Origin of the sequence: Pseudomonas fluorescens, assembly GCF_902498195.1 — a bacterium.
Classification (GTDB): Bacteria; Pseudomonadota; Gammaproteobacteria; order Pseudomonadales; family Pseudomonadaceae; genus Aquipseudomonas; species Aquipseudomonas fluorescens_BU.
Genome location: NZ_CABVIY010000001.1, coordinates 723,339 through 745,689 on the forward strand (window position 1 = coordinate 723,339; position 22,351 = coordinate 745,689).

General features: G+C 61.9%; 22 protein-coding genes. 9 read left to right on the forward strand and 13 right to left on the reverse strand.

Going from position 1 to position 22,351, the window contains the following annotated elements:
- Positions 1–84: 84 nt before the first annotated feature.
- Positions 85–1,263 carry a GGDEF domain-containing protein gene (locus F8N66_RS03440; protein WP_150768829.1) on the reverse strand — a complete coding sequence of 393 codons (1,179 nt, stop codon included), beginning with the start codon at positions 1,261–1,263 and terminating at the stop codon, positions 85–87.
- Positions 1,264–1,413: 150 nt separating this feature from the next.
- Here F8N66_RS03440 and F8N66_RS03445 point away from each other — a divergent pair, with 150 nt between their 5' ends.
- Entirely contained in the window at positions 1,414–1,674 is a 261-nt protein-coding gene (locus F8N66_RS03445) for a hypothetical protein (protein ID WP_150768830.1), read from the forward strand.
- Positions 1,671–2,435, forward strand: coding sequence for a Fic/DOC family protein (locus F8N66_RS03450; RefSeq protein WP_150768831.1), 765 nt, complete (start codon positions 1,671–1,673; stop codon positions 2,433–2,435). Before F8N66_RS03445 ends, F8N66_RS03450 begins: the two co-directional genes overlap by 4 nt.
- A 136-nt stretch (positions 2,436–2,571) precedes the next feature.
- On the opposite strand, the gene F8N66_RS03455 is transcribed toward F8N66_RS03450, so the two are convergent.
- Positions 2,572–2,997 carry a hypothetical protein gene (locus F8N66_RS03455; RefSeq protein ID WP_150768832.1) on the reverse strand — a complete coding sequence of 142 codons (426 nt, stop codon included), beginning with the start codon at positions 2,995–2,997 and terminating at the stop codon, positions 2,572–2,574.
- 166 nt (positions 2,998–3,163) lie between these two features.
- On the opposite strand from F8N66_RS03455, the gene F8N66_RS03460 reads away from it, so the two are divergent.
- Positions 3,164–3,838, forward strand: coding sequence for a TetR/AcrR family transcriptional regulator (locus F8N66_RS03460; RefSeq protein ID WP_150768833.1), 675 nt, complete (start codon positions 3,164–3,166; stop codon positions 3,836–3,838).
- 3 nt (positions 3,839–3,841) lie between these two features.
- On the opposite strand, the gene F8N66_RS03465 is transcribed toward F8N66_RS03460, so the two are convergent.
- From F8N66_RS03465 to F8N66_RS03480, 4 genes are all read right to left on the reverse strand, one after another.
- Positions 3,842–5,149, reverse strand: coding sequence for a metal-dependent hydrolase family protein (locus F8N66_RS03465; RefSeq protein ID WP_191622890.1), 1,308 nt, complete (start codon positions 5,147–5,149; stop codon positions 3,842–3,844).
- Positions 5,150–5,184: 35 nt separating this feature from the next.
- Positions 5,185–6,465: an OprD family outer membrane porin gene (locus tag F8N66_RS03470; RefSeq protein ID WP_150768834.1), complete on the reverse strand. Its 1,281-nt coding sequence runs from the start codon at positions 6,463–6,465 to the stop codon at positions 5,185–5,187.
- 186 nt (positions 6,466–6,651) lie between these two features.
- Entirely contained in the window at positions 6,652–7,035 is a 384-nt protein-coding gene (locus tag F8N66_RS03475; RefSeq protein ID WP_150768835.1) for a VOC family protein, read from the reverse strand.
- Between the two features lie 132 nt (positions 7,036–7,167).
- Complete coding sequence (locus tag F8N66_RS03480; protein ID WP_150768836.1) at positions 7,168–8,052, reverse strand: LysR family transcriptional regulator; 885 nt, start codon at positions 8,050–8,052, stop codon at positions 7,168–7,170.
- A 108-nt stretch (positions 8,053–8,160) separates the two neighbouring features.
- Between F8N66_RS03480 and F8N66_RS03485 the strand changes: the two genes are divergently transcribed.
- Complete coding sequence (locus F8N66_RS03485; RefSeq protein ID WP_150768837.1) at positions 8,161–8,595, forward strand: GFA family protein; 435 nt, start codon at positions 8,161–8,163, stop codon at positions 8,593–8,595.
- 32 nt (positions 8,596–8,627) lie between these two features.
- Here F8N66_RS03485 and F8N66_RS03490 read toward each other — a convergent pair whose 3' ends face one another.
- On the reverse strand, positions 8,628–9,512 hold the full coding sequence (locus tag F8N66_RS03490) for a LysR substrate-binding domain-containing protein (protein ID WP_191622892.1): 885 nt from the start codon (positions 9,510–9,512) through the stop codon (positions 8,628–8,630).
- A 127-nt stretch (positions 9,513–9,639) separates the two neighbouring features.
- On the opposite strand from F8N66_RS03490, the gene F8N66_RS03495 reads away from it, so the two are divergent.
- The 4 genes from F8N66_RS03495 to F8N66_RS03510 all read left to right on the forward strand — a co-directional run bounded on the left by F8N66_RS03495 (position 9,640) and on the right by F8N66_RS03510 (position 14,741).
- A complete protein-coding gene (locus F8N66_RS03495; RefSeq protein WP_150768839.1) occupies positions 9,640–10,986 on the forward strand; it encodes an NAD(P)/FAD-dependent oxidoreductase in 1,347 nt (448 codons plus the stop codon).
- Positions 10,987–11,073: 87 nt separating this feature from the next.
- Positions 11,074–12,693 carry an FAD-dependent oxidoreductase gene (locus F8N66_RS03500; protein ID WP_191622893.1) on the forward strand — a complete coding sequence of 540 codons (1,620 nt, stop codon included), beginning with the start codon at positions 11,074–11,076 and terminating at the stop codon, positions 12,691–12,693.
- Positions 12,694–12,697: 4 nt separating this feature from the next.
- Positions 12,698–13,867 (forward strand): NAD(P)/FAD-dependent oxidoreductase, encoded by a 1,170-nt coding sequence (locus tag F8N66_RS03505; RefSeq protein WP_150768841.1) that lies wholly within the window; start codon positions 12,698–12,700, stop codon positions 13,865–13,867.
- A 76-nt stretch (positions 13,868–13,943) separates the two neighbouring features.
- Positions 13,944–14,741 (forward strand): transporter substrate-binding domain-containing protein, encoded by a 798-nt coding sequence (locus F8N66_RS03510; RefSeq protein ID WP_150768842.1) that lies wholly within the window; start codon positions 13,944–13,946, stop codon positions 14,739–14,741.
- A 485-nt stretch (positions 14,742–15,226) separates the two neighbouring features.
- On the opposite strand, the gene F8N66_RS03520 is transcribed toward F8N66_RS03510, so the two are convergent.
- The 3 genes from F8N66_RS03520 to F8N66_RS03530 all read right to left on the reverse strand — a co-directional run bounded on the left by F8N66_RS03520 (position 15,227) and on the right by F8N66_RS03530 (position 18,180).
- Positions 15,227–16,564 carry an MFS transporter gene (locus tag F8N66_RS03520; protein WP_150768843.1) on the reverse strand — a complete coding sequence of 446 codons (1,338 nt, stop codon included), beginning with the start codon at positions 16,562–16,564 and terminating at the stop codon, positions 15,227–15,229.
- Positions 16,565–16,725: 161 nt separating this feature from the next.
- Positions 16,726–17,148 carry an MAPEG family protein gene (locus tag F8N66_RS03525; protein ID WP_150768844.1) on the reverse strand — a complete coding sequence of 141 codons (423 nt, stop codon included), beginning with the start codon at positions 17,146–17,148 and terminating at the stop codon, positions 16,726–16,728.
- 81 nt (positions 17,149–17,229) lie between these two features.
- Positions 17,230–18,180 (reverse strand): diiron oxygenase, encoded by a 951-nt coding sequence (locus F8N66_RS03530; RefSeq protein WP_150768845.1) that lies wholly within the window; start codon positions 18,178–18,180, stop codon positions 17,230–17,232.
- 176 nt (positions 18,181–18,356) lie between these two features.
- Here F8N66_RS03530 and F8N66_RS03535 point away from each other — a divergent pair, with 176 nt between their 5' ends.
- On the forward strand, positions 18,357–19,313 hold the full coding sequence (locus F8N66_RS03535; protein ID WP_150768846.1) for an AraC family transcriptional regulator: 957 nt from the start codon (positions 18,357–18,359) through the stop codon (positions 19,311–19,313).
- An 88-nt stretch (positions 19,314–19,401) separates the two neighbouring features.
- Here F8N66_RS03535 and F8N66_RS03540 read toward each other — a convergent pair whose 3' ends face one another.
- From F8N66_RS03540 to F8N66_RS03550, 3 genes are all read right to left on the reverse strand, one after another.
- Complete coding sequence (locus F8N66_RS03540) at positions 19,402–20,748, reverse strand: MFS transporter (protein ID WP_150768847.1); 1,347 nt, start codon at positions 20,746–20,748, stop codon at positions 19,402–19,404.
- A 387-nt stretch (positions 20,749–21,135) separates the two neighbouring features.
- On the reverse strand, positions 21,136–21,975 hold the full coding sequence (gene yghU, locus F8N66_RS03545) for a glutathione-dependent disulfide-bond oxidoreductase (protein ID WP_150768848.1): 840 nt from the start codon (positions 21,973–21,975) through the stop codon (positions 21,136–21,138).
- Between the two features lie 70 nt (positions 21,976–22,045).
- Positions 22,046–22,348 carry a DUF1330 domain-containing protein gene (locus F8N66_RS03550; protein ID WP_150768849.1) on the reverse strand — a complete coding sequence of 101 codons (303 nt, stop codon included), beginning with the start codon at positions 22,346–22,348 and terminating at the stop codon, positions 22,046–22,048.
- Positions 22,349–22,351: the final 3 nt, after the last annotated feature.

The following is a 22,351-nucleotide window of genomic DNA, read 5'->3' on the forward strand; positions in this document are numbered from 1 at the left end:
GGGGTTGTAAGGACTACGTCGTCATGAAGCGTATGGAACTTGAGTGTTAGGCGGGCTGCATATGTAAGTAAAACTTACAGCGAATCACTCGGTCCGCAGGGGCTCGCCGCTCGCATGGGTGCGGTCAACCAGGCGGATGCTGTCGCGCCCGCCGCGCTTGGATTCATACAGCGCCACGTCGCCTTGCTCGATCAACGCCGCCAGACTGGCGGGCGGCTGGTCGAACAGGTTGGCGCCGATACTCAGGGTCACGGCTTCGGGCGTGGTGAATGTCTGTGAGGCCGTGGCGTGAAACCGGTCTCGCAGTTCGCTGCCCAATGCCACGATCTGCGCGCGCGAAGCCTGTTTGAGCAGGATGACGAATTCGTCGCCGCCCAGCCGGGCCGCCAGGGCGCCGTCGGGCAGTACCGAGCGGATCATCTCGCTCAACGCGACCAGCAGCCGGTCGCCGGCGGTATGGCCGTACAGGTCGTTGACCAGTTTGAAATTGTCGATGTCGATCAGCAGCAAGGCGCCCGGTCGAGCCGATGAAACGTCGCCCAACAGCCTTGGTGCCCGCACTTCGAGGGCGCGGCGGTTGTACAGGGTGGTCAGCGGATCGCGTTCGGCCAGGCGCGCAATCTGCTTCTCGCGCTGATAACGCTCGGTCCCGGTCATCGACAGGGCGATCAACATGATCGCCATCACGCCCTCGACCAGCGAAATCTGAATGATTTCGCCACGCAGCGATGCCAGATCGATCAAGGTGCCCGGAATCACCGCCGTGATTGCCTTGACGACATAGAAAAGCCCGTGGACCAGCAGCACATACCGCAACTGGACCGCCCCCACGCTCAACGACTTGCCGTGGGGGCGCAGGAGGAAGCTGGCCCTGATCGACAACAGGGCGACCAGCAGCGAATTGGCCAGCAGCATGATCTTTGACCATGACGGTTCGTCCGGCAGTAACAGCAGCGCCAGCCAGGCCACGAAAATCAGGTACCAGGCACGCGACAGGCGTGCCTTGGTGAAACGCGCGACGCCCAACAGGAAAAACCAGTGGGCCAGCACCAGCAGGCCGTTGGCGAACCAGATGCCGATCAGCAACAGGCCGCTCATGCGCAACAAGGCCAGCGTCGAGCCCACCGTGATCGTGGCAAAACCCGCGCTCCAGCAGAGCAGCGAGGTTTCACGAATGCTGCGCCATTCGACCGCCAGATACAGTGCGGCGGCTGCTGCGAGGGCGATCGAGAGGGTCAACATCGTGGGAGGGTCTAGCGCCATATACGTACTGCCTGCCTGATTTTCGCTGAAAAGACAGGATTGTAAGCGTTGGGCCGGTTTTTCGCAGGGGCAGCGTTTACGCACCGCACGCCCGTGGAAATGCAACGCCGTCGCCATGCTATGATTTAACCGCAAATAGAGGACTTTCCAATGACCCCATCAGCCGATGTCAGTGTTGCCAGTCAAATCCGCAGGCTTGCCAGAGACAACAAGGTCACTGCTGAAGCCGACGGCATGAGTCGTATGGCTGTAACCATTACCCGTCTGGCTGGCGATGCAGTCGAACTGGATGGCATCGAACAGTTGCTCGTCAATCTCAAGCGCAAAGGCGTTCTGAGCAAGTCGCAGATCCTGACGCTCCAGGGACGCTATCTTCAAGAGAAGCGGTGTTCAGAGAAACATAGCGCGTGAATTTCGACCCGTTCGGCGATTTCGAAACGGCTGGATACCTTCAAAATTCGCTCCAGCTGAAGGATCCCGTTGAAGTCAAAGAGTCAGAACATCTTTCGTTCGAATCGAGTATCGAAGACGCTCTCGCTCATTTAGCCAAAAGCAAGCTCATCGACTATGAAACAGTTCTCAAGATCCACGAGATCCTGTTTTGCGATTTCTACCCTTGGGCGGGTAAGGATCGCAACGAGTTGATACCTCACCTTGCAGTCTTCAAGGGTTCACACGACGATCCGCGCAGCACCGCCTTCGAGCGGCCTGACTTCATCAAGATGTCTGTCGACTATGCGCTTAAGCTGGCTGCGGACAAAAAGCGCTTTCGGGCGTGCCCTGGCGAGGTGATGGGGCAGCTCGCGTTTTCACATCCTTTCCTGGACGGCAACGGGCGCACGATTCTTCTGGTTTTCATGGAGCTCTGCTATCGGGCCGGGTTCGCCATCGACTGGTCAAGGACCCGCAAGGATGATTACCTGCTTGCACTCAGCGACGAGATTCGAGAACCAAGTAAGGGATATCTCGATACCTATTTGAAACCTTTCATAGTGGACATATCCAGCCGTGACGAGTGGCCAGAAACTATCAGTGGCATAAGCGGCCTGGATGGCCTGGACAAGGAAGCCATTACGTACGAGAGCCTCGACAACCCGGCAGTCCAGCAGATCTACAAGACATACAGGACACAGTCACTTGACGTCCCGACACCTCCCGAATCGGATGGCTGAAAGCTGTAGCCAGTCCGCGCATCGGCCGGTTGAACCCACAGCGGATACCGGCCCGTTGCGCAGGGCAGCCATCGATCCGAAACAGCGCGCCCTGCGCACCGACACGCTGCCCGGAAGCATCTAGCGGTTACCCACGTTATGACAGGTGCGACTCGCCCGCCGCACGGCTCAAGTCCCTGGGCCTTCCCCCGATGCGCGTGAACGCCAGCCACACAAACAGCAGCACACTGCAACCAATGAGCAGGGAGGCGCCGCCGATCAGAGGTTCGACCGCGGGGAAGCCCTTGAGGCGCAGCGTCAGTGCGCCGAGCATCACCGGCACGCCGACGTTGTACAGCCAGAACTGGGCGCTGGCAGCGCGGCCTTCGGTGGTGGCGGGGTAGACGGTGCCGATGAGTCCGAACAGTGCCATCGACACCCATCCCAACAGGTTGACATGGGCATGGACCGCGAAGAGCGAATGGTCGCCGGAAGCGCCCATGGTCACGCCCAGCGCCACGCCAAGGGCGAAGTAGAGGGCGGCGAGCCGAAACCAGGTTTGCGAACGGGGATTGTGATTCATGGCATTCACCTCATGCGCCCCGGGGCGCGTTCAGTTGCTGATGATCGATGTGAAAATCGCCTGCCGTTGCGCGCTGTACTCCTGTTGGGCGACCCCTTGTGGACGGGTGGTCGCGTGTCTATTATGAGACTCGTGTCTCATTACAAGACGGAGTATCATTTATTCCATGTCGACCTCCAAGTCAAGCCCGTCCATCGGCGACGGCGATTCCCAAGGCCGCGTCAACCAGCGGCTGCGAACGCGCCAGGCGCTGGTCGAGGCCGCCGTTGCAATGCGCGCAGAGGGCCAGAATCCGACGGTTGCGCAAGTGGCCGAGCGCGCGAGGGTGTCGCGGGCCACGGCGTATCGCTACTTTCCTTCGATGGAGGCGTTGATCAGCGAGACGGCGGCCGATCGCGACATGCAGCCGCTGGAGCGCCTCTGGCGTCCGGGGGATGATCCGGTGAAGGGCATTGGCCTGGCGGCCAACGCGTTGAACAGGCTGTTGATCGACGACGAGATCGGCCTGCACGTGATGGAACGCTCGTTCATGACGGTGTGGCTCGAAGGCGAGTCTCACGAGCCCCTGCGGCCGGGCCGACGCATGAGCTACATCGAGCCGATTGTCGACTCGATGAAGGACGTGCTTTCACCCAGGGCCCGCAAGCGATTGAAGCAGGCGCTGTCGATCGTCATGGGCACCGAGGCGTTGATTGCCGTGCGCGACATCAGTCGCGCAAGCATTGAAGAGTCACTCGACACCGCCGCATGGGCGGCGCGGGCGCTCGTTCGCCAGGCACTGGCGGAGGACGAACAGGCACGACCAAAGCGCAAGGCCAGGCCTGCGGGCCCGGGGGCCTAGCGTCTACAGGCCGGGCAACAGATCGGGCTGCACAATCACGCCGCCTTTCATCACCACGGGCAGTTTCTCGAGAATCGAAATATCGGCAATCGGGTCGCCGTCGACGGCGATCATGTCGGCGAAGCGACCCGTACTGACGGCGCCTACGTCCTGCTGCCAGTTGAGCAGGTCGGCGGCGACCACGGTGGCGGACTGGATCGCCTGCATGGGCGTCATGCCGTACTTCACCATGTAGGCGAATTGCTTGGCATTGGTGCCGATCGGATACACGCCGGCGTCGGTGCCATAGGCAATCTTCACCCCGGCCTTGACCGCTTTGCGAAAGGCCTCGCGCTGTACTTCAGTGGTCTCGGTGTTCTTGCGCAGGTATTCCTCCGGCCAGCCTTCCTTGCGACCGACTTCATCGATGTAGTCACCGTTATAGATGTCCATCACCAGGTAGGTGCCTTTTTCCTTGGCCATTTTGATGCCTTCGTCATCCAGCAGCGAAGCATGTTCAACCGATTTCACGCCGGCCCGGATAGCGGCCTTGATGCCCTCTGCACCATGGGCATGCACGGTGGCATAGCTTTTGTGAATCCTGGCTTCCTGGACCACCGCGCGCATTTCATCCTCGGTCATTTCCATTTGACCGGGCTCAGTCCCTACGGCCAGTACCGAGCCGGTGGCCATCATCTTGATGGTGTCGACGCCGTGCTGGAACAGGTAGCGGGTCTTCAATTTCGCATCATTGGCATCGCGGTAAACCCCCACCCGCATATCCGCCGGGATCTCCACGCCCGGCGCAAATCCCGTGACTTCGCCACCACCGCCCGCCACGGTGATGTACGCACCCACCACGTTCATTCTCGGCCCCAGCACCCGGTTGGCGTTGATCGCGTCACGCAGCGCGACATCGGTGAATGCGCGATAGGTGCCCAGGTCATGCACCGTGGTAAAACCCGCGCGCAGGGTTTGATAGGCATGTTTGGCACCCATCAGCGCGACGTCTTGCGGGGAGTGCAGGAGCGGCTCGGCGACGTTGTTGGTCATGTCCCAGTCGGAGATATGCGTGTGCATGTCGATCAGGCCCGGCAACACGGTCTTGGTCGACCAATCGATGACTTTGCTGTCGGCGGCGGGGGCGCTCCACGGCTCGACGGCAACGATGCGCTCGCCCTCGACCTTGATGCGTTGATCGGTCAGTACCTTGCCGCGCTCGACGTCCACCAGGTGCCCGGCGTGGATGTAGAGCGTATCGGCTTGAGCATTCAATGCCATCGATGAAAGTGAAATGGCCAGCGCCATGCACTTTATAGAAAATTTGTTCATGTAAGACCTCTTGTTATAAACCCAGGGACATCACTTCAAAACAGGTCCAGCGGGAACTCTGTGATGATTCTTAGTTGCTTGACGCTGTCGCCGGTAAAGTCATGTTCGGCATAGCGGACACGCACGGACAAGTTCTTCAGGGCACCCGTTTCAACCACGGTTTTCAGATCGATATCCCGCTCGATCTGTTTGTCCGAATGGGCGAAATAGGCGTACAAGCCATCCGGGTCGACCCGTTCATTGTCGATATCGAAGCCATAGACATAACGAAAGCCGAGTGTGGTGTGCAGTCCGCCGGTACTTCCAAAGTCATAGGCATAACCAAGCCCCACGGACTGCTCGCCAGGGCCGTTGAAATCGCCATATTGCGAAGAGTTGGCGAGGTAGATGGAGTCCATGTAAGTACCGTCCGACGCCATCAAATAGTCGAATGGTTGATCACCCTGGATTTTCTGATAGGACAAGGTGTAAGTGTGTGGGCCATTGGCATAGGCGGTCGCCAGCGACCAGGCTGTAACGTTTATTGCACCAGCGCGGGCCTGGCCTTCATCGAGGGAGCGATAGAGGTTGAAATCCAGGCTCAGTGATTGCTCCTGTTCCAGTGCCCAGCTGTAGTTGGCATTGATATAGAACTGGCGCCACAAGTCTTGTGCGCGCGACACGTACACGCCGACGCCACCCTGTTCGACGGGCTGGTAGGTCAGCCCGGCATAGTCCACGTCACCCGCGTCGACCCCGGCGTACCCGGCCATGAACCCGCCGTCATGGCTGGTGCTGGTGTAACCCCGGGAGGAGTAAAAATGGCCGATGTCGATACTGACCTTGTCGATCTCATCGCTTAACAGTTGAATGCCTCGGGTCGTCATCGGCATCAACCGCAGATCGGGGGTGGCGAAGACGGGATTGTAAGGACGCAGATCGCCGTACTTGAGCACCGTGTTCGACCATTTTATTTTGACCGAGGCATTGAGGGTGGAGGACTCCGTTCTTTCGCCATCACCCTCGGCGGGAAACATCCCCGTGCCCACGGTGCCGCGCCCGCCATCGAGCTTGTAGGCGGTATAGGCACTTGCATCGAGACCAAATCCGATTTCGCCTTGGGTAAAACCGGACTGATAGTCCATCAGCAAACCCTGGCCCCAGCCTCGTGCATCGGGATAGTCGGACAGGGAGTTGCGGTTGAAATACATATTGCGTGCTAGCAGTTTCGCAGTTCCACCCTCGATAAAACCCTCCTGGGTTTCATCAGCCTGCGCTTGCAGAGCACTTGCAGATATCGAAACGACAAACAGACCCAACAGTGGACGCTTTTTCATTAAAGGCCTCAGGGCTTTTTATTGTTATATGAAAACGCCTGTGCAGTTCGGTGGACTTCGGCCGCCGAAAATCAAGCAACATCAGAATGTTTAAAGTGGGCGAAGATCAATGGGTCGAGAAACGACTTGTGAATAGATGAAATATGAACGGAGGCCAACCCGACCTAGGCTGGCCTCGTGCCGGGTTCAGTCGGCTTTGAAGCAATAGGCAGCCAGTTTGTTGCCGTCCGGATCACGGGCATAGGCTGCATAGGCGTTCGGTGCCCAGCCCCGTGGACCGGGAAGGCCTTCACAGCGACCGCCAGCCGCCAGGGCCGCGGCATGGAAGGCGTCGATGGCGGCACGGGTCGGTGCCTCGAAACTGACGGTCACACCATTGCCGACGCTGGCGGGGGCACCGTCAGCCGGTTTCAGGACGAAAAAGGCCGGTGCCGTTTCGCCCCAGATGGAACCATTGTCCCCGAGATCGGCGAGGCGTTTGTGGCCGAGCTCGGCCAGTACCTCATCGTAGAAACCGCGGGCTTTGTTCAGGTCATTGGTACCGACTGTCACGTGAGTGAAAACGCTCATTTTTGTAGCTCTCCTGGGTAGAAACGACTGGCCAAGAGTGTGGCGCTTTCATCTGAATTTACAGTGATGTCTCTGCATTAATGCCATGTCGGGAACGCATGGAAAGCAGAGGGTGCACGGGTGCTGCTGATGCTAGCCGGCGAGATATTCACTCAGCGCGTCCCCCAGGATGTCGAATGTTCGGGCGATGCGTCTGACTTTGCGCAGGTCGTTATGCATGGCAATCCACACATCGACCTCGAAGCCAAATTGCTCCGGCAGGATAGGGATCAGGCCATGCGCGGCGGCGACAGTGGCGGGGCACAAACCGAAACCAAGCCCCGCCCTGAGTGCGGCGATCTGGGCCAGGTGGTTGTCGGTGGCAATTGCGAAGTGCTGGTCCGCTTCACACAGTCCGACTTCGACCAACCGACGCAGGTCGGCGCAACGGCGGTCGGGACCAATCAGCGGGGCGCGTCGCAAGGCGCAGAGGTTCGTCGGCTCACCGTAGCGCTCAAGGCAGGCGTCGCTGGCGTATACGCCGATGCGCAGGGCACCGGTACGCCGCGCAACGATGGCGGCTTCGGTGGGGCGCAGCAGGCGCACGGCGATGTCCGACTCCTGGCGGGCGATGTCCTCCAGCTGATCATTGATGCTCATCTGGAGTTTCAACTCAGGATGGCGGTGGTGGAACTCGCGCATCAATGCAGGCAACACCTCGACCCCGAGCAAGTCGCTGCTGGCCAGCCTGACCGTGCCCCGGGATGGCTCGGTTTCGTTGCTGGCCATGCGATTGAACGCCTCGGCAGCGATCGCCATCGACTCGACATGGTGAATCAGCCCGCGTGCCGAAGCCGTCGGCGTCAGCCCTGTGGGAGTCCGGGTAAACAGGCTCAGGCCGAGGCTGGCTTCAAGGCTTTCCAGGCGCCGACGCGCCGTGGCCTGCGCGATACCCAGTAGCCGCGCGGCGCCGGACAGGCTGCCGCTGCGTAGCACAGCGAGGAAGACCCGCTGACTTTCCCATTCGAGGGCGTTCATACATTCCTTAGCAACGGTTGCGCTGTTTTCGGTCTTCTGCCGGTCGTGAGGAACAGGGATCATGCACGTCCGATCCCTGTGTAGCGCACCATTGTAAGGAGTCACACCATGAGTTTCACCGGTCAGTGCCGATGCGGGCGAGTAACGCTTCGATTGCAGACGCCAACCCTGCCGCCCCTGTACGCATGCCATTGCCTGAACTGTCAGCGCTGGAGCGGCAGCGCCTTCGCCTTGCATGTGCTGTGCAGCGCGCAGGCGGTAGTGGTGTCGGGCGAGGTGGCGAGCTACAGCCATGAGCATGAGGGACAGTGGTCGACCCAGTTTGCCTGCGGTGCTTGCTTCACCCGGCTGTTCAATGAAACCACCGCGGCCCCGGGGATGCGCGTGGTGCGCGCGGGAGTGCTCGACGGTGCAGGGCAGATGACACCACTGGCCCACATCTGGGTCAAGCGTAAACAGCCTTGGCTGTCGCTGCCGGAAGGGACAGCGCAATGGCCGCAAAGCCCAACGCCAGAGGCCTTTGCAAGCGCTTTGACCGCTTGACCGGAGGAGGCCGTCCCCAGCCGTCATGACCGTCAGGCGCCGCCTGCGGTCGCTTCCTGCCCCAGCCACTCAAGGAACTCGGAAAAGCCGCTAGAGCGCTTCACCCGTTTTGGATAGACCAGCGTATAGCGTCCGCCGGTCACGATGCGGCCGGGGTGCAGTCGCACCAGTTGTCCGGTGAGCAATTCATCGCGTGTCAGCACCGCGTCGACGAGCGCGAGGCCCTGGCCACATTTCACGGCGACGATCGCGGACTCCAGCGTATCGAAGGTCAGGTGCGCGTTGTCCGGCCCGGTCGAGCCCGGGTAGTACTCTTCCCAGCGGCGCCAGTCCAGGCGATCCATGCTCGCGTCCACCAGTCGCGCGGTCTTGAGGACCTCTTGCGCGGTGGTCCCGGCGAGCAACTCCGGCGAGCACACCGGGATCAGTTCCTCTTCCCAGAGTTCCAGCGCTTCGAAGTCGGGCCAGGTGGCGGTGCCGTAGGCGATCATGGCGTCGATCGACTCAAACGCGAAGTCGGGAAAGCGGTGGTACACCGTGTCGACACTGACGGTCACTTGCGGGTGCAAGCGATAGAAGGCGGTCAACCGTGGAATCAGCCAGCGCGCCGCCATGGTTGGGTGCGCGCGCAGGCTGACACTGCGCCCCACGGAGGCGAGCATGTGCGAGGCGTCCGACAGCAGGCCGATGACCTGTTCCGCCACCGGCACCAGGGATTTGCCCTCGTCGGTCAGCACGATCTTGCGCGTGTGCCGCTCGAACAGGCGCGTCTCCAGGCGCGCCTCCAGTTGCGCGACCTGCCGGCTCACCGCGCTCTGGCTCAGGTTGAGCTGTTCGCCTGCCTTGCCGAAGTTACCGGTCTTGGCAACCGTCAGGAATGCCTGCAATAGCTCGATGGATGGCAGTTGGCGGCTCATCTTTCTATGCGCTCCTCGCATGGGATTAATGCAGATACATCGCTGTAATTTCGAAGGATCGGGGCACATTCTTAGCTCAAACCCCGACGCGGCGCTACGCGTCATTCACCACCTGACGGTCCCCCTCATGAATATTCCAGCAGCAGCATTGGCCAGCGTGTCGGCGCCCCGGGACAACCCTCTGCCCGGTGAAGTCGATGTGGCAATCATCGGCGGCGGCCTGATGGGGTGTGCGTGCGCGTACTACCTGAGCAAAGCGGGCGCCAAGGTGTTGCTCCTCGAAAAAAGCACCCTGGCGGGGCAGCAATCGTCACGGGCGTGGGGCTTTGTTCGCCAGCAATCGCGGGATGAAGCCGAGGTGCCGCTGATGCAAGCGAGCATCGGAATCTGGCGCGCCCTGGAACACGAGCTGCAGGCCGACCTGGGGTGGCGCAACGACGGTTGCCTGTTCGTCGCGGCCAACGAGGCCGAGCGTGACGGATACGCATCGTGGCTGAGCGTCGCGCGCAGTTTTTCGGTCGACACCGTGATGCTGTCGCCGCGAGAAGTGGAGAAGAAACTGCCGGGTTACGCCGTCCCGCAACTGGGTGGCCTGTTTACCGCCAGTGACGGTCAGGCCGAGCCCACACTCGTGGCGCGTGCCTTTGCGATGCGCGCCCGTGAACTGGGGGCGCGCATCGTCGAACACTGTGGCGCCAAGGGCATCGACGTTGCTGCCGGCCAGGTGGTGGGCGTGGAAACCGAGCGCGGCTACGTCAAGGCGAAAACCGTGGTGTGCGCCGCGGGTGTCACCACGTTTCGCTTGTTGAAAATGCTTGGCATCTCCCTGCCGCAGCAGCTGGTCAGGGGCACGGTGGCGCGAACCACGTCCGGGCCGACCCTGAGCGGCATCTCCACCATTGCCAACGGCGTGGGCTTTCGGCAACGGCTGGATGGCAGCTTCAACATCGCCGACGACGCCCATGTCGATGTCGACATGACGCTGGGCCATCTGCGCGCACTGCATTGGTATGCGCCGTCGCTCTGGGCGCACCGCAAGTCCTTTCGCTTTAACCTCAACGGTGCCTGCCTGACGGATCTGCACCAACGCATGCCGTGGTCGGAATCTTCGCGACTGGGCGCGGGTATCCACCAGCGCAACCCGCTCATTGCACCCAATGACAAGGGGCTGGGGACGGCCATGCGCGCACTCAAGGCGGCCTTTCCCGGGCAGGTGAATACGCAGATTGCCGACCGCTGGGCGGGCGCGATCGATGTCTTGCCGGACGGCATTCCGGTGATCGATGCGCAAACCTCACCGCACGGCCTGGCCGTCGCCACCGGCTTCTGCGGCCACGGCTTTGCCATGGGGCCGATCGTGGGCAAAACCCTGGCGGACTGGATCGACTCCGGCGATCCGGGGCTGGACATGCGCCAGCTGCGCCTGTCGCGATTCGCCGAGGGCGACGTCAAGCCGCCTTCCTCGTTGTTCTAGCCGATACCCACAGGGTCAACGCTCACGCGCCCACATCTCGGGGGAAACACAGTGACCACACACGACATCTACTACGATCCCGCCTCAGTGGCAGGCAAAGCGCCGCCGATCAACGACGAGACCGATATCCTCATCGTCGGCGCGGGTCCGGCGGGGCTCGCTGCCGCACTGACCGCGGCCGGGCATGGCCTGCACGTCACCCTGGTGGACGAAAACCCGGTGCCTATCGAAACCATGGGCGAAGAAGTGCCGCTGCATTTCGGCGCAAGGATGGGCGCGGCGGTGTCCAACCGCAACAGCGTGCTGCAGACCTTGCTCGACGCCCGTCCGGAGATTGCCGAGGCGCTTGAAGCCGGTGTCGATGTGCGGCTCGGCACGGCGGTCTGGGGACTGTTTCCACAGCAACCCACGGCGGCGTGGATCGAGGGCGCCGTTGCCGGCCTTGCGGATGATCAAAACGCCTGGCTGCTGCGCTTCAAGCAGGTGATCGTCGCCGCCGGACGGCGGGACATGGGCCTGGCGTTTGACGGTTGGGATCGCCCCGGCGTCATGGGCGTCAGTGCCGCACATCGGCTGGCGACGGTGTACGAGGCGCTGGAATGCAAGCGTGCCGTGCTGGTCGGGAGCGACACGCAAGCGCTGGCGTCGGCCCATGCACTGATCGGCAAGGGCGTGCGGATCGCTGCAATCATTGAACAGGCCGATCAGGTGAGCGGCGATCCCGCGCTGCTCGGCCTGCTGGTGGAGCAGGGTGCCCGGGTGTTCACCGGGCATGTCGTGCGCGAGGCGGCCGGGGACGCATTGGGCGTCCAGCGCGTGACGGCTGTCGCGGTCGATGAGGCGGGTCTGCCGGTACACGGATCTTTGCAGGCGATCGAGTGCGACACGGTACTGCTGGGCGTGGCCGCCATTCCCGCGATCGAACTGGTGGAGGCAGCAGGGTGCCGCACGTCATTCCAGGCTGACCGTGGCGGTCATGTACCCGACGCGGACCTTGTGCAGCGCACGTCGTTGCCCCTGATCCTGGTGGCGGGCGACTGCGCCGGCGTCTGGGCCTCGAAAAGCCTCGACGAGAACATTTCGCGGCGCGAAGGTCGGATCGCCGCCCGCACCGCGCTGGCCACGCTGGGCGTCGACATCGCTCAGGACGACACAGCGCCGATGCCCGACGCGCCTGTCTGCGACATCGCGGCCGATCGCGCGGCGTGGGTGCGCGCGTCCACCGTGCATGCACAGAACCAGCCCTTCGTCTGCCAGTGCGAAGAGGTCACCGCCAGCGAAATCCTCGGACTGCAGCCCCCTCGCTACCTGGGCTGGACACCCGCCGATGCGGCGTTCGAGAACGCGATGTCGGCGCAGCAGAACGGCGCGCCCAACCCGGATGTGACCAAGCGGCTCACCCGGGCCTGTATGGGCCCGTGCCAGGGGCGGCGTTGCCGCGAACAGGTGGCGGCCCTGCTCGGCATCGGCGCCGGCAAGCGTGTCGACGACATTGCACTGGCTTCGTTTCGCCCGCCGGTGCGCCCGTTGTCCTTGCAACAGGCGGGACAGATCGAGGAAACGCCGGCGATGCGCAATCGCTGGGATGCATGGTTCGACATGCCGTCGCAGTGGACGCCGTTCTGGCTGTGCAACGGTCAGCCGACCGTCGCCCGGCACCCGCAGGACAGCGCCCATCACACCAACGCGCCACATCACGAGGGCTGACACCATGCAGGGACTCAACAAGTCGTCCGACAGCGCGACCGTCGTCATCATCGGTGGCGGCGTGACCGGATTGAGCGCCGCCTGGTGGCTGGCCCGCGATGGCATTGATGTGCTGGTGCTCGAAGCCGGCCTGATTGGCTGGGGCGCCTCGGGCCGTAACGGCGGCGGTTGTTCGCATCACCACAGCCCGCTGTTTGCCGAAGAGCAACGGCTGTGGCCGATGATGGACGAACTGCTCGGTTACCCGACCGAGTATCGCCCGGACCGCATCAGCATCGATCTCACCGAACACCAGATTGCCCTCGATCAAAAAGTCGTGGGCGAGGCGGCCTGGTACGGATTGCGCGTGGACCTGCTGGACCCGCAACAGGTTCGCGAACTCGTGCCCTTCGCGGGTGACAACGTGCTGGCTGGCTTCTACTACCACTTCGGCGGCCACGCCAACCCGCACCGTACCCTGCAAGCCTATGCATGGGCCCTGCAAAATCTCGGCGGCCGGGTGCTCGAACACACCCCCGTCGTCGATATCGTAAGGGACGGCGACCAGGTGACGGGCGTGCGCACCGCCCAGGGCCTGATCACCTGCGATCAGCTGGTGATTGCCGCTGGCCCGCACACCGGTGAACTGGCCGCCCGGCTCGGCGTGGAAATTCCGCTGGTCACCGCGCGGGCTGAAATGATCGTGACCGAACCGCTGCCGTTGCTCGAGATCGGCGGGGTGGATGGCAATGGCTTGTATGGTCGGCAAACCCTGCGCGGCAACCTGGCGTATGGCGGCGGCCCGCATGAATGGGTGGACCTGGCGGATCTGCGTGGCACCCGGGCGCAGTCGACGCCGCTGCAATGCAACATCGCCAGGCGCCTGGCCGAGCTGTTCCCCAAGGTCGCTCACAAGCGGGTGATTCGCAGCTGGGCGGGGTTCATCGAAAACACCCCGGACGGTCGCCCTGTCATCGATCGGCCCGCCACCCTGGACAACGTCACGGTGGCGACCATGTCCGGTGTCGGCTTCGGACTTTCTCCGGCGAGCGGGCATGCCATTCGCGATCTTGTCGTGGACGGGACGTGCAGTTTCGCCGATCTTTCTACCTTCTCGCTCTCACGTTTTTCGTCCCTGGAACCTGACTGGCAGGCGATCCAGGGATGGCTGCCGTTGCCCGCACCCGCGGCGTAGGCCTGTTGCGTTGAATCGATGCATGCAGTTGAACCGGTCTCATTGAAACCTCCTCCAGAACAAGAAAGGATCGATCATGAAACGAATGTTCCGCAATCTGACTTTGCTGGCCTCGATCGGCATGACGTTGTGTTCCTTCACGGCCCCCGCCAACGCCACGCAGGACACGCTGCGTTTCGGTGTTGCCGCCGAGCCGTACCCGCCGTTTCTGGTCAAGACCCCCACCGGGCAATTCACCGGTTTCGAGCCGGACCTGATCCGCGCGCTCTGCGAGCAGATGAAGGCCGAATGCGAGATCAAGGAAGTTTCGTGGGACGGCATCATTCCGGCGCTGATCGCCAACAAGTTCGACGTGCTGTTCAACTCCATGGGCATCAGCCCGGAACGCCAGAAGGTGATTGCCTTCTCGCGTCCGTACTATGAGACCACGGGCATCTTCGTCGCGGCCAAGGATGTCAATCTGACGCTGACACCGGAAGGCCTGGCCGGTAAATCCATCGGCGTGCAGGGCTCGACCACCAACGCCGAGTTCATCCGCACCGCCTACGGCAAAACCTCGGATATCCGCATCTACAACACCCAGGACGACTGCAATGCCGACCTGCTGGCGGGCCGTATCGACGTGATGTTCCTCGACAAACTCGGCGATATCGAATTCCTCAAGTCCCAGGATGGTTTGGCCTACGAGGAAAAAGGCACGGGCAGCGTCAAGATGGATCCGCTGCAATATGGCCTGGGGGTAGGGGCGGGGATGCGCAAGGGTGACACGGCACTCAAGACGCGCATTGATGAGGCGCTGACGCAGTTGCATGCGTCGGGCAAGTACACGCAGATCTCGCAGAAGTACTTCCCGATTGATCTTTGGCCCCAGTGATGATGGATTTCAACGATAACGCGGGCTGTTGAGGTACACGCCCACTCTCCGGCATTGCTCCGTGGGTCGCCGCGATGGGCCGTCCCTGGCCCAGCGCGGCTAAACCGGCGTCCTGCCGGTTTAGCCACTGCGCACTGCCTGCGTTCGGCCAGCGTGGTTTAACGGGGCGCCCAGATCAAAATCAAAAACCAAGCGAGGCGGCCTGAAAGCCGACCTGGCTCTTGTTGATGTACACCGTTCAAAATGTGGGAGCGGGCTTGCTCGCGAAGGCGGTGTGTCAGTTGACACATGTATTGACTGACACACCGCCTTCGCGAGCAAGTCGAATCGTCGCACCGCCGCTCCCACAGGGGGACGCGTACATCCGCGAATCAGGTCGGCTATCAGTCCGCCTCGCTTCGCCGTAAGGGCGAAACCGCCAGCCGCCATCACCTAAATAATGGATAAGCACCCCACCGAGCGGCACAGGTGCACATTGAATACCCTCAATGCACAGCCAGCGGCTGCCCTTGCATCACCTCTTTCTGCGGCCGAATGATGAGGAGCCCGGCCGCCGCAATCACCAACGGCACGATCAGCGCCGAGTAGTAGCCCGCAGGGCCACCGTGCTCAAGGAACCAGCCGCCACTGGCCGAGCCGATAATGGCTCCGACCCGGCCCAGTGCAATCGCCCAGCCGGTGGCCGTTGCGCGCAAGGCGGTGGGGTAGGCCTGGGCGACCATGTAGTTCAGTACGATCTGCTGACCGCCAATGCCCAGGCCCGCGCAGCCGGCGAGGATGAACACCAGGGTCCAGTTGTTGCCGCTGTTGGCCAGCCCCAGGCACAGCACGATGCCGAACAGAAACAGGGCGAGCAGCAACAATCGCGTATTGATTTTCGGCAGGATGATCGAGAGCGGAATGGCACAGGCCACAAACACCGCGTTGACCGCGACAGTGCCCATGGGCGCCTGTTCCACGGGCAGCCCGGTCGCCTTGAGCACCGTGGGCAGCCAGGACAGGAACATGAACCAGGCCACCCAGTTGAACAGATAGACTGTCCATATCCCTAAGGTATTGCGCGCCAGCCCGTCACTGAACAGCGAGGCCACTCTGGTTTTTACATCCATCTCCGGAACACTGTAGGTGCTGTCCGAAGGCGGGGTGTTCCGGGTGATTCTGGCGATGATGCCGTCCATCGTGTTGCGACGGGCTTCGGTGCGGTGCCTGGTTAAAAAAAACAACGACTCCGGCAGGGCGAACATCAGTACAACCAACAGCACCAGCGGCACGATCCCGCCGACCGCAAAGATGCCTTGCCAACCGATCAAGGGCAGCATCCGGGCCGCCAGCAACCCTCCCAGAATGGCGCCGGCCGGCAACCCCAGCAACACCGTGGTCATGATCGTGCCACGGTGCCTGGCGCTGCCATATTCGGCGGCAAGCGAGAGGACAACCGGTGTCGCACCGCCCATTCCAAGCCCGGCGATAAAGCGCAACACCAGGATCTGCTCGGTGGTCTGCGCAAAAGCGGTCGCCAGGGAGGCGATGCCAAACAACGCGACCGAACCGATAATCGTCGGTCGCCGGCCGAACTTGTCGCCCATCAGGCCCAGTGTCATCGCACCGAGCACCATGCCGACAATGCCGGCGGTCAGAATGGGAGCCAATGCGCCGGCGCCCAGTCCGAAGGCCTGAATGATCGAAGGGCCCGTGAAGGCGATAGCCTGGGTATCGAAGCCATCCAGAATGGCCACCAGGAAGCAGAGGATAAAGACGCGCCACTGAAAGGCGCTCAATCGAGTGCTGTCGAGCAACTCGGGAATGGAATAGTGCGTACTCATGTCCGCTCCAATCAAAAGATATTTTTATAGTTTCGCGCACAGGCAGAGCCCGCCGAGTGACAGGCTAAGGGTGTCGTTCGACAGGGTCTAATATCATTTGAGTGCTTTACGATACCTGAGAGGTATGGTGGCGGAGCGCCTGTGGCGCCGCTCTCGATACGTCAGGGGGCGAAACTGGCAGCGATCGCAATAAGCGCGAAAAAGCAGACCAGCTGAACACAGTAGAAGCTGAACCGGACCGCCACGAACGGATCGGTTTGCACATGGGATACGTGAACCAGCGACTGGCACACGCGAGCAATCAGGACGATGATCGACAGGTAGCTCACTGCCGGGCCGTCGATGCCCAAGGCAGAAATCACCCAGACGATGGCGGCAAAGACGGGCAGGTTTTCCACGCAGTTCGCGTGTGCTCTCATCCCGCGCCGATACCAGTCCTCACCCTCGGGCCGGTCGCTGCGGAACGAGGCGATCGGAACATTCGAGAACAGGATTCTGACCCAGCGGTACACCCCGACGGTTGCCATCAACAGCAGCAACGTCCAGGTCGTAAATCCGAGCAACATCCACATCGGCGTCGTCATGGTTGCCATCCTCAATCCAGCCGGTTTCGCCGGCCTTGCCACCGTGGCGCGGCCGACGGGTGATCGGTCGCGCCCGTTCGATCAAGTCATGATGGGGGCCAGTGCGGTCTGGATCCTGGACATCTGTGCGGGTGTCGTCATGCGCGCCAGCAATCGGCCAAAGTGTGGGTGCTGAACGCCCGAGATGATGTATTGCCAGCGGTAGGCGCCCAGTACCGAGGCTTTGATGTGCGCCGTTTCATCGACACTGAACGACGCTGAAGCATGGCCAAGGAAATACTCCGCATCGGCAGCCGATTGCGCCTGGAGGATCGCGTCGACGGCGGCCACCAGCGCAATCAGATCGTCCACTGCCCGGTCGCGCTCGGCCGTCGAGCATTTCGCGTGCTCCGCTTCCCACTCCAGTTCATCGACGATGACGTGCCGGCATTCATCCTGCCAGTGAAACTTGAAGACATCCTTGAACAGAGGGCACAACTCCTCGCGCGGGGCGATGCTGTGCGCGTAGTGCGTTTGAACAAACAGCTCGATGTGGCAGGTCAGCGCCAGCACCGCCCAGTTGCTGGCCGCCAGTACGGCGCGCGCCACCTCGTTTGGATCGGCGACCTGGCGATATCCCGCCGGGAATTGCGCGCTCATCATCGTCTCCATGCGCCGGAACAATTCCTGATGCTTGATCTCGTCATTGGAAAAACGCACCAGCGCTTCCAGGGCGAGCTGATCGTCAAAGACATGGGCGCGGCCCTGATCGAGCATTTTTGCGCTGATAAAACGCTCGACCAGGCCGAAAATGTACGCATAGGTCCGGCCCTGAATCTGACTGAGCAGGCGTGCGTCTTGCGCGGTGAGGAAGCTCAATCGATCGATGTGCGACAGTCCGTCGGGCAGGAATTTGCGTGAGAAGTCGAAGCGGCGGTCCTGCAACAGATCACGATCGATCTGCCACTCCGTTTTCTTCGATGATCTGACGATTTGCGCATAGCGGGCGGCGTTGCCCGAATCTGTACCGGGTAGGGTGGCAATGGTGTTCATGTCGATCTCCTGCTGCCCTGGTCGAGTGGGGAGGTGGGGCGTCGGAGCCAATGAACCTGGGTGAAGCATCCGGGAATCGCCTCGACGTTGGTGCTAATCTAGGCCTCGCCGTCCAGGCGGTGAATGCTCCGTGCGCCTGATTACCTGCTCCAGGCTCCGCAAAGGAGGGTTGGCAATTGTTGGATGCGCTTTCAGATGTCTTGCGTGTCATCCGGCTGTCCGGAGGGGTCTTTCTCGAGGCGCAGTTCACCGCGCCCTGGTGCGTCAGCGGAAGAATCTCTGCCGACGATTGCAAACCGTTCCTGACGGCCCCTCGACATGTCATCGCCTCGCATTTTGTCGCGGCGGGGCACATGCAACTGCGAATCGACGGTGGCGCTTCTATCGACGTAGGGGCCGGTGAACTCATTCTGCTTCCTCGCAATGATATCCATACCTTTGGCAGCGACCTGAGCCTTGCGCCGATGCCGGCGCGCGACGTTATCCAGCCGCCGGAAGCCGGCGGCCTTGCGCGCATCCAGTACGGCGGGGACGGCGAGGCCACGCAGCTATTGTGTGGGTTCCTCGGCTCTGAAACGCCGTTCAATCCGCTGCTGTCGTCGCTGCCATCCTTGTTGAAACTGGACTTGCGCGCGACGGCTTCGGGCGCCTGGATCGAAAGCTCGTTCCGTTTCGCGGTCAGTGAACTCGCCGCGGGGCGCGTCGGCTCCTCAACGGTGATCGCCAAGCTCTCCGAACTGCTGTTCGTCGAAGCCGTCAGCCAGTACGTCGCCAGCCTCCCCGCCGAGCGGCGCGGGTGGCTGGCGGGTCTGCGGGATCCGTTTGTCGGGCGTGCGCTGACGCTGCTGCACGCTCGTCCCACCGAGGGCTGGACAGCCGAAGCCCTGGCGCTTGAAGCGGGCATGTCGCGCTCGGTCTTCGCCGAGCGATTCACGGCATTGGTCGGACAGCCACCGATGCAATACCTGACGCTCTGGCGCATGCACCTGGCGGCTCAACAGCTGCGCGAAGGGCGCGGTAACGTGGGGCAAATCGGTTATGCGGTGGGGTACGAATCAGAGGCTGCGTTCAGTCGGGCGTTCAAACGCCAGTTTGGGATGTCTCCGGGTATGTGGCGCAGACAACCAGCATGAGGAAGTTCGGTATCGATGTGACGCAGCTTAAGGGGTAGATCCGTTGCTACGGTAACGAATCCACCCCCCAGGCCACCGGATCTGCTCGTCAAGCTTTCCCGGCTGCGGTGCTCACGGCGACGCCTTTATCCTGGACCTGCACATCATGCAGTGAAATCCGCGAAGTCTCCGGCAATGCCAAGCCCCCCACCAGCCCCAACACGCCAACCGCCATCAGATAGAACGCCGGCGACAGGTTGCTGCCGGTGGTGGTGATCAGCCACGTAGCGACCAGCGGGGCGGTGCCCCCGAAAAGGGTGTAGGCCATGTTGTAGGTGATCGCGGACGCGGTGTATCGAGTCCGGGTAGGAAAGGTTTCCGAGAGCAAGGCCGCCGTCACCACGCCACACAGCACCGCGCCGATCGCCAGGAGCATCACGCCGACGATGGATGCGCCGAACGATCCCGAGCTGGCCATCAGGAACGATGGATACACCGCCACGATCAACAGGACGCACGCGGTGACCACGGTCATCCGGCGTCCGACCTTGTCCGAGTACAACCCGGCCAGCGGGCAGAACGCGGCGGCAAACATCAAGGCAATCAGTGACACCAGCAACGCTGATGCGCGGCTCAGGCCACCGGCCACTTGCAGGTAGGTCGCGAAGTAGGTGGTGAACATATAAAACGAGAGCGCCGTCAACGAGACAAAGGCGCCCAGGCAGCAGATCGCCGCACCATGGTTGCGCAAGGTTTCCTTGAGCGGGGAATGGGCGACGGCATGTTCCTTGGTCACCGCCTGGAACGCCGGTGTCTCGTCCAGCTTCCAGCGCAGGTAAAGACCCACCAGGCCCAGCGGCGCGGCAATCAGGAACGGCAGGCGCCAGCCCCAGCTGCCCATTGCCTCGGCCGACAGTGACGCCTCGAGTGCATAGGCGACCACCGCTGCCGCCGCGAAGGCGGAAAATGTCGACACCGGAATGAAGCTGCCGTACCAGGCGCGTTTATCACTGGGCGCATGCTCCATCAGGTAGGCGCAGGCACCGGCGTATTCGCCCCCGGCGGAAAAGCCCTGGGCACAACGAATCAGGGACAGAAGAATCGGCGCCATGACCCCGATCGCGGCATAGGTGGGCAGCAGGCCGATCAAGGTGGTCGCGGCGGCCATCAGCAGAATCGTCATCGCGAGGGTGCGCTTGCGGCCGATCCTGTCGCCGAGCATGCCGAAGAAAATCCCGCCAAGGGGACGAAACGCAAAGGCCACGGCAAAGACCGCAAAGGTCTTGAGCAATGCGGCACTGGCATCGCCGCTGGGGAAAAACTGCTGGGCGATGGTCGTGGCCAAAAAGCCATAGACCGCGAAGTCGAACCATTCGACGAAATTGCCGATGCCGGCCGCCACAATCACTTTTCTCAGGGTTTTGGGGCTGACTTGCTCTGTGGATGCACTCGTCATGCTTGACCTCGACATTTCATCAATGAGCTTTCGATTATCGGGGCAGTCACTCGGGCGGCTTATTTCAAAGGAGTCATCCGCGTAGTCAGTACCGACTTCTCATGGATGAATTGAGCATGATGGGAGGCAGAACGATTGATGTGGCATGAGTAAGGGCCGGCTCGCCCTTCATGAGCCTTGTGAGTGCCGAATGATGCAGCCGCCGGGAAAGGCAGGTGATGCTTGATCTCCAGAGCTTGATGCAGCCTTGGGTGTCGTAACCGGAATCTCGGCGGCGACGATCATCCTTCGTGGTGTGACCGGCGCGAAATACGGTCAGGCGGGGCCTGACCATACCCTGTAGTCGCGAGTTCCCGATGGATCAAGGAGCCAGTCTTGTGATCACCTTCAATCCAGATCACCAGCCTGATGCCGCTCGGGCACCTGGCTCGCCTCATCGCCCCATGTGCGGTTCACGCGCTGGCCACGGATGACCGCGGGCCGCTTGGCAATGTCTTCCGCCCAGCGCTGCACGTGGGTGTATTGGTGGGCCGATAGAAACTCGGCGGCCGAGTACACGTTGTCGCGCACCAGCTGGCCGTACCACGGCCAGACCGCGATATCGGCGATCGTGTAGTCATCACCGGCCAGGTAGCGGCTTTCGCCGAGGCGACGGTCGAGGACGTCCAGTTGACGCTTGGCTTCCATGGTGAAGCGGTTGATCGGATATTCGAACTTTTCCGGCGCGTAGGCGTAGAAGTGGCCGAAGCCGCCGCCCAGGTAAGGCGCCGAACCCATCTGCCAGAACAGCCAGTTCAGCGTCTCGGTGCGTCCGGCGGGGTCGGTGGGCAGGAAGGCGCCGAATTTTTCCGCCAGGTAGAGCAGGATCGAGCCGGACTCGAAGACGCGGATCGGTGGCTGCACACTGCGGTCCAGCAATGCCGGGATCTTCGAGTTCGGGTTGATCCCGACAAAGCCGCTGGAGAACTGATCGCCTTCGCCGATCCGGATCAGCCAGGCGTCGTACTCGGCGTCGGTATGCCCCAGCGCCAGCAGCTCTTCAAGCAGGATGGTCACCTTCACGCCGTTGGGCGTGGCCAGCGAATACAGCTGCAACGGGTGCTGGCCGATCGGCAACGTCTTGTCGTGGGTCGGCCCGGCAACCGGGCGATTGATGCTGGCGAACTGTCCGCCGGACGGGGCATCGTGTTTCCAGACCTTGGGGGGAACGTAGGACGCTTTGCTCACGAAATGGACCTCATGGTTGGTGTGCTGTGATCACGTGGGTCGCGGACTCGAAGGCACCCATTCCCGGGCCTTAAGCCGGTGTGACGTCGCTGCCCTCGACCAGCAGCATCCGGTACTGCGCGCCATTGAATCGATGTTGACGCGCTTGCTGATAAGCAGGGCTGTTGTACCACGCGCGCGCGGCATTCATGTCGGGAAAGCGCAGGATCGCTACACCCTCCGCAGACGGCCCCTCCAGCACTTCGAACGGGCCATAGAAGGCGAGCCGGGTAATGTCGTGGCCGGTGCGGGCGGCGGGTGCCTTTTGCGCATACAGCTGCATTTGCGCGTCGTCCGTTGTCGCTTCGCGGATGAAAATAACATAAGCGGACACAAT